This window comes from Nocardia sp. NPDC023852 (assembly GCF_040639505.1).
Lineage (GTDB): Bacteria > Actinomycetota > Actinomycetes > Mycobacteriales > Mycobacteriaceae > Nocardia.
Genome location: NZ_JBFAAB010000002.1, coordinates 354,300 through 367,170, shown reverse-complemented (window position 1 = coordinate 367,170; position 12,871 = coordinate 354,300). Strand labels below are relative to the sequence as shown.

The 12,871-nt window shown below is 67.5% G+C and carries 12 protein-coding genes; all 12 read right to left on the bottom strand.

Going from position 1 to position 12,871, the window contains the following annotated elements; all coding sequences use genetic code 11:
* Positions 1-5: 5 nt before the first annotated feature.
* A complete protein-coding gene (locus tag AB0H00_RS05425) occupies positions 6-1,496 on the bottom strand; it encodes an SCO6880 family protein (RefSeq protein WP_357261204.1) in 1,491 nt (496 codons plus the stop codon).
* Positions 1,493-2,920 (bottom strand): hypothetical protein, encoded by a 1,428-nt coding sequence (locus AB0H00_RS05420; RefSeq protein ID WP_357261201.1) that lies wholly within the window; start codon positions 2,918-2,920, stop codon positions 1,493-1,495. The genes AB0H00_RS05425 and AB0H00_RS05420 overlap by 4 nt, the downstream gene beginning before the upstream one ends.
* Positions 2,921-2,958: 38 nt before the next feature.
* Entirely contained in the window at positions 2,959-3,762 is an 804-nt protein-coding gene (locus AB0H00_RS05415) for a hypothetical protein (protein ID WP_357261198.1), read from the bottom strand.
* A gap of 23 nt (positions 3,763-3,785) precedes the next feature.
* On the bottom strand, positions 3,786-4,598 hold the full coding sequence (locus AB0H00_RS05410; protein WP_357261195.1) for a hypothetical protein: 813 nt from the start codon (positions 4,596-4,598) through the stop codon (positions 3,786-3,788).
* On the bottom strand, positions 4,595-5,239 hold the full coding sequence (locus tag AB0H00_RS05405; protein WP_357261192.1) for a hypothetical protein: 645 nt from the start codon (positions 5,237-5,239) through the stop codon (positions 4,595-4,597). The genes AB0H00_RS05410 and AB0H00_RS05405 overlap by 4 nt, the downstream gene beginning before the upstream one ends.
* A 43-nt stretch (positions 5,240-5,282) precedes the next feature.
* A complete protein-coding gene (locus AB0H00_RS05400; RefSeq protein WP_357261189.1) occupies positions 5,283-5,558 on the bottom strand; it encodes a hypothetical protein in 276 nt (91 codons plus the stop codon).
* An 8-nt stretch (positions 5,559-5,566) separates the two neighbouring features.
* On the bottom strand, positions 5,567-5,863 hold the full coding sequence (locus AB0H00_RS05395) for a hypothetical protein (protein ID WP_327119197.1): 297 nt from the start codon (positions 5,861-5,863) through the stop codon (positions 5,567-5,569).
* A 52-nt stretch (positions 5,864-5,915) separates the two neighbouring features.
* Positions 5,916-6,578 (bottom strand): DUF6668 family protein, encoded by a 663-nt coding sequence (locus tag AB0H00_RS05390; protein ID WP_357261186.1) that lies wholly within the window; start codon positions 6,576-6,578, stop codon positions 5,916-5,918.
* A complete protein-coding gene (locus tag AB0H00_RS05385; RefSeq protein ID WP_357261183.1) occupies positions 6,575-7,453 on the bottom strand; it encodes a hypothetical protein in 879 nt (292 codons plus the stop codon). Before AB0H00_RS05385 ends, AB0H00_RS05390 begins: the two co-directional genes overlap by 4 nt.
* Positions 7,454-7,467: 14 nt before the next feature.
* On the bottom strand, positions 7,468-8,430 hold the full coding sequence (locus AB0H00_RS05380) for a hypothetical protein (protein WP_357261180.1): 963 nt from the start codon (positions 8,428-8,430) through the stop codon (positions 7,468-7,470).
* 57 nt (positions 8,431-8,487) lie between these two features.
* Entirely contained in the window at positions 8,488-10,086 is a 1,599-nt protein-coding gene (locus tag AB0H00_RS05375) for a cutinase family protein (protein ID WP_357261177.1), read from the bottom strand.
* Between the two features lie 305 nt (positions 10,087-10,391).
* The gene (locus tag AB0H00_RS05370) at positions 10,392-12,794 is read right to left on the bottom strand and encodes a RelA/SpoT family protein (RefSeq protein WP_357261174.1); all 2,403 of its coding nucleotides are present in this window, start codon (positions 12,792-12,794) and stop codon (positions 10,392-10,394) included.
* Positions 12,795-12,871 lie beyond the last annotated feature (77 nt).

Here is a 12,871-nt window from a genome sequence, read left to right as displayed (position 1 = left end):
ATCCCTCACCCCGCCAGTGCCTTCGGAATAGTGGCGTGTTCCGGCAGGATCACCCCGCAACCCAGCGAAGCCGCGAAGGCCGCCGCCTGGTATCGGTAACACCGCCGAATCTTCAAGCGCGCCTGGGTCGACAGGTCGCGCGTGATGGCTTCGATACGCGGCAGATCGCCGCGCAGGGGCTCGGTGATGGTCACCAGTGCCCCGAAGCGGGTCACACCGTGACCCCTGGCCTGCTCCTCGCGGGCCTGCTGGGTGGCGCCCACCCGCAGCGTGGCCGCCGCCGACACGACACCACGTTCACTCTGCTGGGCTACCAGCGCATTCTTGAAGTCGTCGTCGACGATCTCGGCGGCATCGGCGGCAGAGTGCGGCCGGTATACGATGGCGATACGTTTGCGCGGCACTTCGGGATTCGGTGCCAGCAGCCGCTGCAGCACGCGCTCGTCGACCGCGCCCTCCGGAGCGGCGTCCATCTCCCAGGTCACCGACCGGCCGCCGTCGTGTACGAGGTAGTCCCACTTCTCGTCATGCGAGACCGGCCCCGCGTCCGCCCAGTCCAGGCCGTGGCCCTCGGGTTCGCTCGCGGCGACTTCCAGGTCGGCCTGCGCGGCAGGGTCGTAGCTGCGCCGGATGAACGAGATCACCTCGTCGGCCGACATCGGCTGCGCGCGCACACCCGCCTCCGCCAGTGCCGCGCAGATCCCGGGCAGACGGCGGCCGATCTCGACGGCCTCCTCCGCCGGGTTCTTGCGGCGCTCGGCGGTGGTGGCCTTGAACGTGATCGCCACACGCGGAAGCAGCTGCACGCGCTCCTGCGGCAGTTCGGTGGCCAGCTCATACATCACCTGCTGGGCCAGCTCCGGCGCCTCCGGCCGCGTGATCGCGGAAACCTCGGTGAGCAAACGGTTTCCGGTCTCGGGCACGGTGTCGATGACCGGGACCACGGCGACGATGTCGCTGGTCTGGCCGACCGAGGCCAGGAAGGTGCCCCATGCCGACACCCACCGGTCGATCACCGGCTGGTCCACTGCCTCGTGGCCCTGGGGCCAGGCGCGCAGCACCACCGTGTACTGCGCGAACTGCGGAAGGTGGATCATGCCGAAGCTGTAGCCACCCGCGTCGATTCCCTCGTAGAGCTTGGAGGGCGCGAGCAGACCGGGCAATCGGGTGACGCCGCCCGGGATTCGGGAGAACCGGCCGCCTCGGTACACATGCTCGCCGCGACTGCGCGAGCGCATCCAGTTGAACATCATCAATCCCGTCTCGTAACCCGAACGGCCACCCGTCCGCCACACCAGTGGAACCATCACGACGACGCCGGTGCCGCCGACGATCAGACCCCACTGGAAGCCGCCGACCATCGCGGTGATCAGCGCCGTGATCACGACCGCGAAGCCGAGCACGGTCTCCTCCCAGCGCAGGCCGAAAAGGCCCGCGCTGCGCGGCTTCTGCCAGAGGCCGTACGAGCGCCGCTCGTAGGTGTCGGTGACTGTCATCGCGGAATGGTGCTCCTCCCGAGGTCGGGTGAACGATTCGTCCAGCGGTCGCCCGCGACGTCACCCATTGTTTGGTCGGCCCGGTTCAGGCCGCCGCTCGCGGCGCGCGCCGCGCCGATCCGGCCTGCCGTCCTGGCCGCTCCGGACGCTACCCCGGACGCGCCAGAGGGGCCGGAGGCGCGCGGGGCCGCGCCGCCTTGACCACCGCCACCGCCCCGCGGCGGCGTCGGCCGCGGGGCGCCGCCGCCGCGCGGGCCGCCCGCGCCGCCAGGACGCGGACCAGTTCCGCTGCCGCTCACGTAACCCGCCGCGCCCGGCGCCGCGGAGCCCTTGACACCGACGGCCTTGGTGCCCATAGCGCCGAGGCCCGCGACCGCGAGCAAGGTTCCCCCGGTCGCGGTGAGTCCGGAACCGCCGCTACCGACGATCGCGACGGCAGGCGTGGCCAACCGCATCAGCGCGGGCAGCACGAACGCCACGCTGCACAGCAACACGATGGCGACCAGCATGCGCTGAGCTTGTTCGCCGTCCGGCAGGCCCGCGGTCGTGGTGAGCGAATCCACGTGGCCCGCAGTAGTGAACGCGATCATATAGACGATCGCCGCCACCGGTTTCCACAGCATGAACGCGATGATCCAGCCGATCAGCTTCTGATAGGACTGCTTGCCCACGTTCATGCCCGACGCGGCCGCGGCCAGCGGCAGCACACCGGCCGCGATCACCAGCAGACCCTGGCGGACAATGGCCAGCACGATCTGCGCCAACGCGCCCAGCAGGCCGACTATCGCGATGATCAGCACCAGACCTGGCGAGAATGCCTGCAGCTTACTGGTTTTCACCATCAACTCGGCCAGGTCCTTGGCGTTGCCGTTGGTCGAGTCGTTGATGATCCACTCCGAGAAGCGGTCCGAGGCCTGGGTACCCGCCACGATCACCGCGCCGAGCATCCATGAGCTGAACACCACGCGGGTGAACATGCGGAACGACTCGGCTGCCTCGTTCATCGCGGCCCCGCGTCTGGCCTCGGCCAATCGCGCCCCCGAGAGGATCACCGACGCGATCAACAGCAATATCTGCGCCTGATAGGTGTAGTCGTTGATCTTCGTGAACAGCGAACCCGAGTCGCTGACCGCTTCGTTGGGCACCTTCATCCAGAAGGTCAACGCCAGGATGATGGCCTCACCGAGGCCATTCATGAGCGAGTCGACCACCTTGCCGAAGGTCGAGTCCCATGCCTTGTCCTTCACCGCGGTCGCTGCCTGGCCGGGATGCGTGGCCGCGTTGCCTGCCTTGCAGGCGGCCGACGCGGCGTCTCCGAGGGTGAAGCCGGGCAGTCCGAGGCCGTCGAGAGAGTCGTGGATTTCGTTGCACGTATCGTCGAAGCCGTACGTCTGACCGTAGGCCACGGTCGGAGTCGCGATCATCACTGTGAAGATGACCGCGAAGATTGTGACTAGCCGTCTCACCATTGTGTCCACCCATCGATCGAGCCGATCGTCTCGAGCGGCTGTGCGTCGCCCGCGGACGACTTCAGTCTCCAGCCACCGTCACGCCATACCACGTTGAGCCTCATGGCCACCCAGCTTCGCCCGCCGTGCAGAAACTCACGGGTCTTGCGGGCGATACGAACAACAGCGAAATCGTCACCATAGCTTTCGATTCGAAAAGCGTCGGACGCGTACAACAGTGGTTTGGCACTCTCCGGCAAGACGTCGGGCACTTTGCCCTCAGCGATCTTGCGCTCCCGATCGGCGAGCTCCTCGGGAGTGAGGATCACCAACTGCTGCCACAGCGTGTGGTCGGTGGGACGTGCCACGGTCCGCCAGTAGATATGCTCGGCGGCCAGCGCTGCACCCTGCGGTGTCTTGCTGAAACCTGACGGCACGCCGTTGTCGATGCGCGCCGGTCCATCGGTCGTCGAGAAAGGAATGATCGGGCCGCCGTACACCTGTTGCCAACCGCCCGGCTGGTTCGTCCCCCCCGGCGCGCCGGTCTGCAACTCCGGGTCGGTCGGTGTCCGTGGCAAACCTGACTGCGAAAGGGCCTGTCCAGCGGTATCTTTTGGGATATCAAAAGGATGCCCGAAAGAGTCCTTGCCGGAACCTACGAACGACGACCCAATCGGCCCAGGCGGATTCTCCGACGCTGTTGGCGTTGACGACGCCTGGTCGTAGGGCGCGTCGTCGTCCCCGATAGCAACCACGGTGACGACTGCGGCCACCGCAACTGCGAGGACTGCACCTGCGCCCAGCACAGCCAGCGGCATGCGCCCGAAGGACCTTCTGCGGCTTACCACTTCGTCCACCCCTGCAACGACTCGATGTACTCGGTCTGTGCGTTGTTGGTCGTCGAGGGCTTCAAGCGCCAATCACCCGCGTCCCACACCATGACCAGGCGCATCGCCGCCCACAGCTGCTTGCCATCCACCACCGGCCCGCGGGTGGCAAGGCGGATGATGGCGAGATCGTCGGCATAATCGTCCACCTTGAACGCATCGGAGGCGACGAAGTAGCGGGTCACCTTCTCGGGCTGCTGCTCGGGCAGGCGATCGTCGAACAGCGCCTTGTCATAGGCGGCGATCTGCTGAGCGGAGACACGGACCTGGCGCACGTACAGATCGCGGTCGGCAGGACGGGCATTGAGCCGGTAGGTGATCTGCGCAGCGGCCAGTACCGCGCCCTGCGGCGTATGCGAGTACCCGACGGCCAGGTCGTCTTCGATGCGGGTGGGCCCATCGGAGGTGGAGAACGGAACGGAGGCGCCGTACACCCGCTGCCAGCCGTGTGGCGCGGTGGTGCCCTCAGGCGCCGCGGTCAACCAGTCCGCGTCGGCCGGCTTGCGCTGACGCGACGGATCCTGCGGAAGTGGTTGTCCGGCAGTGTTGTTCGGGATGTCCACGCGCCTGCCGAGGATGTCGACCTCGGGCCCGGCGAACCCGGTGCCGCCGGAGCCTTCGGTGACGGCGGCAGCGCCGTCACCGCCGTCGTCGTCGCGACCGACGAAGACGAAGATGCCCACGATCACGATGAGTGTCAGCACGGCGGCGGACGCGACGACACCGAAGGAGACGCGGTCGCGCGCGTATGACTCCTTGTCGCTCACGTCGGTGCCTCCAGTTTCACGATGTCGGTGGGTAATGCGTCGATCGAATCGATGGGTCGTACGATCGAGTCGGGGTCGGGCAGTCGTAATCTCCAGTCGGCGCTGAACCACTCGACGGTCGTGTGGTGCACCGCCTTCGAGCTGTCGGAATACTCGGTGTACACGTCGACGGTGGAACTCTGATCGGTGTAGCCGGTGATCTTGTAGCCGAGCAGGCGCGGTGTGAACTCGGGACCGGCCGGCCCCGTGATCGAAAGCTGCACCCGGTTGATCGCCCACTCGTCCTTGGCCGGGCCCGGAACCAGTTCCTGCGCGGCCACTTTCGCCCACTGGGTGTCCGCGGCCACTGCGAGACGTACCGAATGAGTCAGCGCGGCGACGCCCGCGCCGCGCGGCGAGTGCTCGAAACCGGTCGCGGCACCGTCGGCCGTCGACTTCGGCCCCTGGCCGGTCTGCGGTAACGGCACACCTTGGAACGGCTGCCACCGCACGTCGGTCGGTGCCGCGTTCAGGGCAGTGCCTGACTTGTCGTCGTCTCCTCCGCAACCGACCGCCGCCAGCACCAGCGCGGCGCCGAAGACCCCGGCGGCGGGGCGGCGTAGGTCGCGCCGCCACGCCGCTGAGTCGTTCGACCGAATCACTGTGGAATTCATTCCCGCGTCGTCCCCGTTCCGCTCCGATGGCTCACGCGGGCAAGAACGCCAGGGCGATCCCCGACGCCGTGCTCGCCACCGCAGCACCCAGCAGGCTCATCAGGACGCCGTGCGAGGAGTCGTTCATGGCCAGGTCGCTGCGGAACGAGATCCATAGCTTGCCTGCGGAAACGATCATCCAGGCCAGGCACACCAACAGCACGAACCACAGCAGCCAGTTCAGCAGCTGCATGAGGGGTGCGAGAACCTCGGCGGGCATCTGTTTGTAGGCCAGCAGCTCGGCCGCCGGCATGCGCACAGTACTCATCGCGGACATCAGGTGCCGATGACAGCGTTCATGATGGTGCCGGCGCTGGTGGCTACGACGCCACCGATCATGGCTCCCGCCACCATCTTCGGCGACTCCAAGCCACCGCCGGTCCACTTCTCCCACGCGAACTTGCCGCCCGCGTAGGTGATGCCGCAGACACCGGACAGCAAGACGAACCAGGTGAGATAACGCACCAGCTGCAAGATCTTCTCGGAGCCGGGAGGCGCCTCGGGCGTCGGATTACCGACTTGCGCGAGGACGGTGCCGTACGTGTCCTGCACGGCGAGGAGGATCATGCTCATCGGGTGCCTTTCTCGAATAATGATGTAGTTGTCGCCGATTCGATGCGTACGTTCACTGCTCGTGCGGCTTTCTGAGGTCCGGTGCCTGGTAATCGAATGTGGCGTCCTCCAGTGCCGTCCGAGCCGCCGCCACAATGTCGGCGCCGAGCACCCGGACATCGAGCGGTACCTCCTCGAGCGGGTCGAGCTTGCGCTTCTTCTGCGGCAGCGGGTCGCCGGGGGACCACACCGGCAGCTGCTCGGGCTCGACCAGCGTCCATTCCTCGTACCACGGCACCTGCCACAGCTGCCCGGCCAGCGAGCCGACGACGTCGCGGTAGCGCCGGATCTCGGGAGCGATTCTGCCGGGGCGCACAGCGACGGTGACCAGCCCGAGCACGTCGGAGGGTCCTGCCAAACCCGAAAGATGTTGGCGCAGAAGGTCGTGCGCGCGGGACAGGCCGGCGATGGTCTCCCTGGCCACGAGGACGACGAACGGACTTTCGCGGTCGAAGACGCCGGGCCAGCGGCGGCCCGAATCCGCCGCGGGCGCAAGCACATGCGCGAGGGTACTGGCTCCTGCTCCGCCATGCACACCCAGCAACCACACCAGCGGAGCGCGGCCGATGCCGGGCACCGGCCGGTCCCAGATGGCGGCGCGGCGGGATTCCGGCGGGGCGATCATGCCGGCGGGCGTGCGTTCGGGCTGAGGGGGATAAATCATGGCGGCGGTCATGATGCCACCCCGGCGAGCAGGCGCCCATATGCCCGACGTGTCTCGTCGGCCAGCGCGGCGTGCCGGACGAGTTCACCGCGGGCAAGGTGCGGATCGTACGGAATCTCCCTGATATCGCGGACCCAGCCGGAAAGATGCTCACGCAAATGATCCGCAACCCGCGACTCACCACCCGGGTACTGGTGGGAGACAACGATGGTCGTGTCACCGACGATACCGCCGCCTTGCCCTTCGGCCGTGTCGCCGAACTGGTCGTCGAGCCATTCCAGGGTTACCCGGAGCCGGTTGGCCGCGTCCGTGCGAGCCGGAATGGCAAGTACCAGGGCGACATCAGCGTCATCGAGCAGTGGGCGCAGCTGCCTGCCCGCAATCGGGGTCCCGCCGTCGTATACCGCCGTATACCCGGCGTCGTGCACCGCCCGGGCGACCGTGAGATAAGTCGCACGCCTGCGCAATGGCGCGGCGTCACGCCACAGCAAACCGATGCCCGAGGTGGCGCGTGAAAGACATTCCTTCAACGGCGCCGGTTCGTCGTCCCCGCGTCCGTACAACCAGGACTGCAGGCTGATCGGGTGCAGATGCTCGTCCGCACCGCGTAATGCGAGATCACTGCCCGCCGCCGTCGCGTCCACCGCGACTGTCGGCGTGCCACCCGTGCCGAGCTCTCCCGCCAATCCCAGCACCGTCGTGGTGGTGCCCGCACCACCACACCCACCGACCACCAGAATCGGGCGCTGCGGTGGACGGTCTGCCCCGGAACCATCGCGTTTGCTGCGCCGCAATCGCACCACCGGAGCCTTGGAGCGCACCGGCCGACCCGACGGTTCGCCCTCCTCGGGCGTCTCGTCGAGCCAGCGGCTCCAGTCCTCTCCCATCGCTTCTACTCTCCTTATCCGGCCGCGATACCCGTGATCAGCGTGCGGCCGCCGATCACCGCGGTGGTGACCGTCTGTTTGTTGTACGTGGCGGGACCGCCGCTGGGCCGGTACTCGGTGACCTCCACCGAATACCGGTTATCGGCGATCGTCACGATCCGCACGCAGTGCGTGGTGCCCGCCGGAATCGTGTCGATACCGCGCTGGATAACCGAAGCGGGCTGGACGGCGGCGTCGGGGGCGACCGCCTCCCTTGCCCGCTCGCCGGAACGTTCGACGTAATACGCATGCTGGAACGACAGCACCGCGTCCGGACCGGAGTCCGGACCACCGGCTTCCGCGCTGCGAACGATCGAGTCGCCCCGTTCGGTCGGACAGCCGCCGCCCGCGCGCGGGTTGACACCCGCCTGGGCACCGGCGACGGTGAACTGGACCGACGCGGGTACGGGCGAATCCTTCGGCGCCGCAGCGCGGTTACCGGAGGCGTGCAGCAGAAACAGCACACACGCGACCGCCGCGCCGAGCAGCAGCGCCGCCGCGATCAGGACGATCAGCAGGCGGGCCCGGCGGACGGCGGGGTGCTCGCGGGCAGCTTTGCGCAGCGCACCCGACGCACGCGGACGCGGACGGCCCACCCCGTTGTCCCCGTTGTCCCCGTCGGACCAAGGAAAGCGTGCGAGACCGGCCTGCCGAGGCGGGGTGTAGTCGTCGTCTGGACCGGGCGCGCGGCCGGCCACCCAATCCGACCAGCCGCCGGTGAATTCGCTGCGCTGCGCGGGCAGATCGCTGGAAATGTCCTCGGCCGGACGCCCCGACGGCTCGTCGTCCTCGCGAATATAGTGCGGATAGCGCGCGGGCCCGTCGCCCTCCGCGGGAGCGGCGGAACTCGCCTCCCCAGGGTGGACGGTTTCCGGGGTGCCCTTCTCCGGCTCCAGAGCGCCGTACCAGCGGGACAGCTGTTTGTACGACTTCAACATTCCCCCATTCCCGCAGAGCAGGGCACGCAGCATCGCATCGTGGGACCCTCTCGGCGATCAGTTCGTGGAGAACGGGTAGGTGTTGGGTATGCCGGGTCGATCGGTGGGCGGAATCGATGTCACGCCGCCGGATGAGGCGCCATCGGCTCCTGTCCCGAACGGAAATTGTCCCGTACCGGACGAACTCGGCGTGGGCGACGCGCCGGAGCTTTCCCCGAAGAATCCGGTGGGTTGCTTCTCCACCACCCCCTGTGGCGTGGTATTGCTGCCGAATGTGTCGGCCACGTCGCGGGCGACGGCGGCGAACCAGTCGGCCACCAGCTGGGTGGGCGCATCACCGTTCGCCGAGACCGTCGCGCTGGAGTAGCCGCGGTGCCGCTGGATGGTGTCCCAGTACCGCACCCAAGTGGTCGTGTTCAGCAAATCGCTGTTGTCGGTGATGCTCTGCACGACCGCGTCGAACGCCTGGGTGACCAACCGGACGCCGGTCGTCGGCGGGATCAGCTGCGGTACGGCGCCGAGCAGCTTGGTGCCGAGCGACAGCAGCGCGGCGGGCGGATCGGACAGGCCTGCGGTGGCCAGCTCCGAGATGGCCGTCGGGTTGATGAACGTCCTGACCACCGTGACCACCGCGTTGAGTCCGATCATGCCGACCTTCAGCAGGGTCTGCAGCGCGCCGGGAAGATCCAGCGGGGTGCGCGGGTCGGAGGCGTCGGAGAGGCGCTGCGAGATCGATTTCCTGGGCGAGATCGACAGGGTCGCCAGTGAATTGCCTTGGATGTCCTCGTCAACCACTGTGGTCACGGTCTTGATCGAGGTGTACGCCAATGCCTGTGCGATCGACACCAGGGAGGCGATCGGGTCGCCACCGCTCAGCGTGGACTGGCCGGCCACGTTGGCGACCACCCTGAGGATGGGGGCGCCGTCCGGCGCGTCGCAGGCCAGGTCGCCGGCCGCGCAGAAACTGGCCACACGTCCGGTGAGCGCGCCGAAGTCGGCCGCCTTGTCACGTTCCGGGCCGATGCCTCCGCCGGCGGCCGGCGTCTGCGGCAGGGCGGCGATGGACGCGAGCCGATCGCCCGAGGTGCCCGGCGCGGCGTCCGGCGTCGCCTTGCCTGGCACACCGGGAAACAGCGGCGCGCCGGAATTGCGGGTCGGGTCGGCGAACAGCGCGACCGCCGCGACCTTCTCGGCGGGCAGCACGCCGTGGCCCTGGCCGATTTCCTGGGCGAACAGCGATGCGACGTGCGCGCCCTGCGAGTAGCCGACCACTGCGAAGCGGGTGTTCGCGCAGGCGTCGGCGACAGTATCGGCCATGGCCCGCAGGCGAGCGAGGCCCCCGGTCACCGACTCCCAGTACGGCACCGCGCCACCGGCGGTCGCACCGCCGAAGCCGGATTCATATGGCACATAGGCCCGATCGACCAGACCGCGGTCGGCGGCCTTGGCCATCATCGGCCGGAACACCGTTGACAACATTCCGGTGTCCGTGGTGGGTGCCGCGTCCGGGGAGGACTCACCCGTGCCCTGAATTCCCAACGCGTACAACGCAGGACAAGTGCGGATGTCGATGTTCGTCGAGGGGTTTGCGGGATTGGGCGGCTCCGCCTCCGCGGTGCCGGCGGTCGCCACACCCACGGCGAGTGCGACCAGCATCCCCGAGAATCTTGCCGTGTGTCCAGTCATAGCGACCCGCAATCAAGTCGTTTGCCGCAACTACCCTCAACGCCATGAAACGCAATAGACGGTAACAGATTCCGACTATTGCCGCCGAATCGGCGGAAATCTTCCGCGAAACGCCGATGCGCGCGACCCTCCATGACGCGCCGACGGGAGCCACTTCGATAAGTTTCCGGACGGCTCGCACTGGATGGCCACCGCCGGGCGACAACCGAGCCACGAAAGCTATTGCGACATCAGCAAATACAGGGCTACCAAACAGGTGGTGGGCAGGGCACCGGTCAGGTAGCGGAGGTGACGCGGTAGACGTCGTAGACGCCCTCCACATTGCGCACCACATTCAGCAAGTGCCCCAGGTGTTTCGGGTCGCCCATCTCGAAGGTGAACTTGCTGATCGCCACCCGGTCACCGTGCGTGGCGACCGACGCGGACAGGATGTTGACCTTCTCGTCGGCCAGCACCTTCGTCACATCAGACAACAGCCGGGTACGGTCCAGCGCCTCGATCTGGATGGCGACCAGGAACACCGAGGACGGCGAGGGCGCCCAGGACACCTCGATGATCCGCTCCGCTTGCTCGCGCAGCGAACCCGCGTTGGTGCAGTCGGTGCGGTGCACACTCACCGCACCGCCACGGGTCACGAAGCCCATGATCTCGTCACCTGGCACCGGGGTGCAGCATTTGGCCAGCTTGGCGACCGTGCCCGCCGCACCGGGAATCAGCACGCCCGCGTCGCCGGTGACCCGCTGCCTACTCGGCGTCGTCGACGGGGTGGAGCGCTCGGCCAGCTCGTTCTCCACGTCGCCGATACCGCCCAGCTGGGCCATCAACCGCTGCACCACGTGGTGCGCGGAGACCTGGTGCTCGCCGACCGCGGTGTAGAGCGTGGAGATGTCGGTGTAGTGCAGTTCATGGGCGACCGCGGTCATCGCGTCGACGCTCATCAACCGCTGCAGCGGCAGCCCGACACGGCGAACCTCCTTGGAGATCTGCTCCTTGCCGCTCTCCAGGGCCTCCTCCCGCCGCTCCTTGGCGAACCACTGGCGAATCTTGGCCTTGGCACGCGGCGAAACCACGAAGTTCTGCCAGTCGCGACTGGGCCCCGCGTTCTGCGCCTTCGAGGTGAACACCTCGACGACCTCGCCGTTCTCCAGTTGACGTTCCAGCGCGACCAGCCGCCCGTTCACCCGGGCGCCGATACACCGGTGGCCGACCTCGGTATGCACCGCGTAAGCGAAGTCGACCGGCGTCGACTTCTGCGGCAACGTGATCACGTCGCCCTTCGGGGTGAACACGAAAATCTCCGGCGACTTCAGATCGAAGCGCAGCGACTCCAGGAACTCGGCCGGATCCGCGGCCTCACGCTGCCAGTCCAGCAGCTGGCGCATCCACGCCATGTCGTCGACCTCGGCGGTGTCGTTGGTGTGTTTGCCTCGGGTCTCCTTGTAGCGCCAGTGCGCGGCAATGCCGAACTCCGCGGTGCGGTGCATGTCCTGGGTGCGGATCTGCACTTCCAGCGGCTTGCCGTCCGGCCCGACCACGGTGGTGTGCAGCGACTGGTAGACGCCATAGCGCGGCTGTGCGATGTAGTCCTTGAACCGGCCTGCCATCGGCTGCCACAGCGAGTGCACCACGCCGACCGCCGCGTAGCAGTCGCGCACCTCGTCGCAGAGGATGCGAATCCCGACGAGGTCGTGGATGTCGTCGAAGTCCTTACCCTTGACGATCATCTTCTGGTAGATCGACCAGTAGTGTTTGGGGCGGCCCTCGACGATCGCGTTGATCCGAGAAGCGGCCAGCGTATTGACGATCTCGGCCCGCACCTTCGCCAGATAGGTGTCGCGCGAGGGCGCGCGATCGGCGACCAGCCGGACGATTTCGTCGTACTTCTTCGGGTGCAGGATCGCGAACGCGAGGTCTTCCAGTTCCCATTTGACCGTCGCCATGCCGAGGCGATGGGCAAGAGGCGCAATGACTTCCAGTGTCTCCTTGGCCTTCTTGGCCTGCTTCTCCGGCGGAAGAAACCGCATGGTCCGCATGTTGTGCAATCGATCGGCCACTTTGATGACCAGCACGCGCGGATCACGCGCCATGGCGATGATCATCTTGCGGATGGTCTCCGCCTCGGCGGCCGCGCCGAGGTTGACCTTGTCCAGCTTGGTGACGCCGTCGACGAGATGCGCGACCTCGGTGCCGAAGTCCTCGGTGAGCTGCTCGAGGCTGTAGCCGGTGTCCTCCACTGTGTCGTGCAACAGGGCGGCCACCAGCGTGGTGGTGTCCATGCCGAGCTCTGCCAGGATGTTGGCGACGGCGAGTGGGTGGGTGATGTACGGATCGCCGGACTTGCGGAACTGGTGCTTGTGCCGGTCGTCGGCCACGTCGAACGCGCGCTGCAACAGCGTCAGGTTCGCCTTCGGGTACAGCTCGCGGTGCACAGTGGCCAGCGGCTCCAGCACCGGCTTGACCGCCGCGATGCCGCGCTGACCAGTCATGCGGCGGGCCAGCCTGGCACGCACTCGACGCGAGGCCGAGGTCGGGACAGCGGCACCGGGCTGACGCGGCGGCGTCGCACTCCCCGCCGTCTGCGGCTTTTTCGGCTGGGTGGCGTCGGCGGTGGAGGCACCATCCGACTGGGGGACCGACGCCGATTGCTCGACCTTCGCCTCGCCCAGATGCTGAGCCATGCCACCACCTCTCCGCGCCTCGATCGGAACACCCTATCCGACCGCTGCAGACTCCCGGACCACCAACTTTAGTCCGG

Bases quoted from the DNA above. Each gene is read 5' to 3' on its own strand.
- AB0H00_RS05425 (WP_357261204.1), bottom strand. From the start codon at position 1,496: ATGACAGTCACCGACACCTACGAGCGGCGCTCGTACGGCCTCTGGCAG.
- AB0H00_RS05420 (WP_357261201.1), bottom strand. From the start codon at position 2,920: ATGATCGCGACTCCGACCGTGGCCTACGGTCAGACGTACGGCTTCGAC.
- AB0H00_RS05415 (WP_357261198.1), bottom strand. From the start codon at position 3,762: ATGCCGCTGGCTGTGCTGGGCGCAGGTGCAGTCCTCGCAGTTGCGGTG.
- AB0H00_RS05400 (WP_357261189.1), bottom strand. From the start codon at position 5,558: ATGAGTACTGTGCGCATGCCGGCGGCCGAGCTGCTGGCCTACAAACAG.
- AB0H00_RS05395 (WP_327119197.1), bottom strand. From the start codon at position 5,863: ATGAGCATGATCCTCCTCGCCGTGCAGGACACGTACGGCACCGTCCTC.
- AB0H00_RS05390 (WP_357261186.1), bottom strand. From the start codon at position 6,578: ATGACCGCCGCCATGATTTATCCCCCTCAGCCCGAACGCACGCCCGCC.
- AB0H00_RS05385 (WP_357261183.1), bottom strand. From the start codon at position 7,453: ATGGGAGAGGACTGGAGCCGCTGGCTCGACGAGACGCCCGAGGAGGGC.
- AB0H00_RS05380 (WP_357261180.1), bottom strand. From the start codon at position 8,430: ATGTTGAAGTCGTACAAACAGCTGTCCCGCTGGTACGGCGCTCTGGAG.
- AB0H00_RS05375 (WP_357261177.1), bottom strand. From the start codon at position 10,086: ATGCTGGTCGCACTCGCCGTGGGTGTGGCGACCGCCGGCACCGCGGAG.
- AB0H00_RS05370 (WP_357261174.1), bottom strand. From the start codon at position 12,794: ATGGCTCAGCATCTGGGCGAGGCGAAGGTCGAGCAATCGGCGTCGGTC.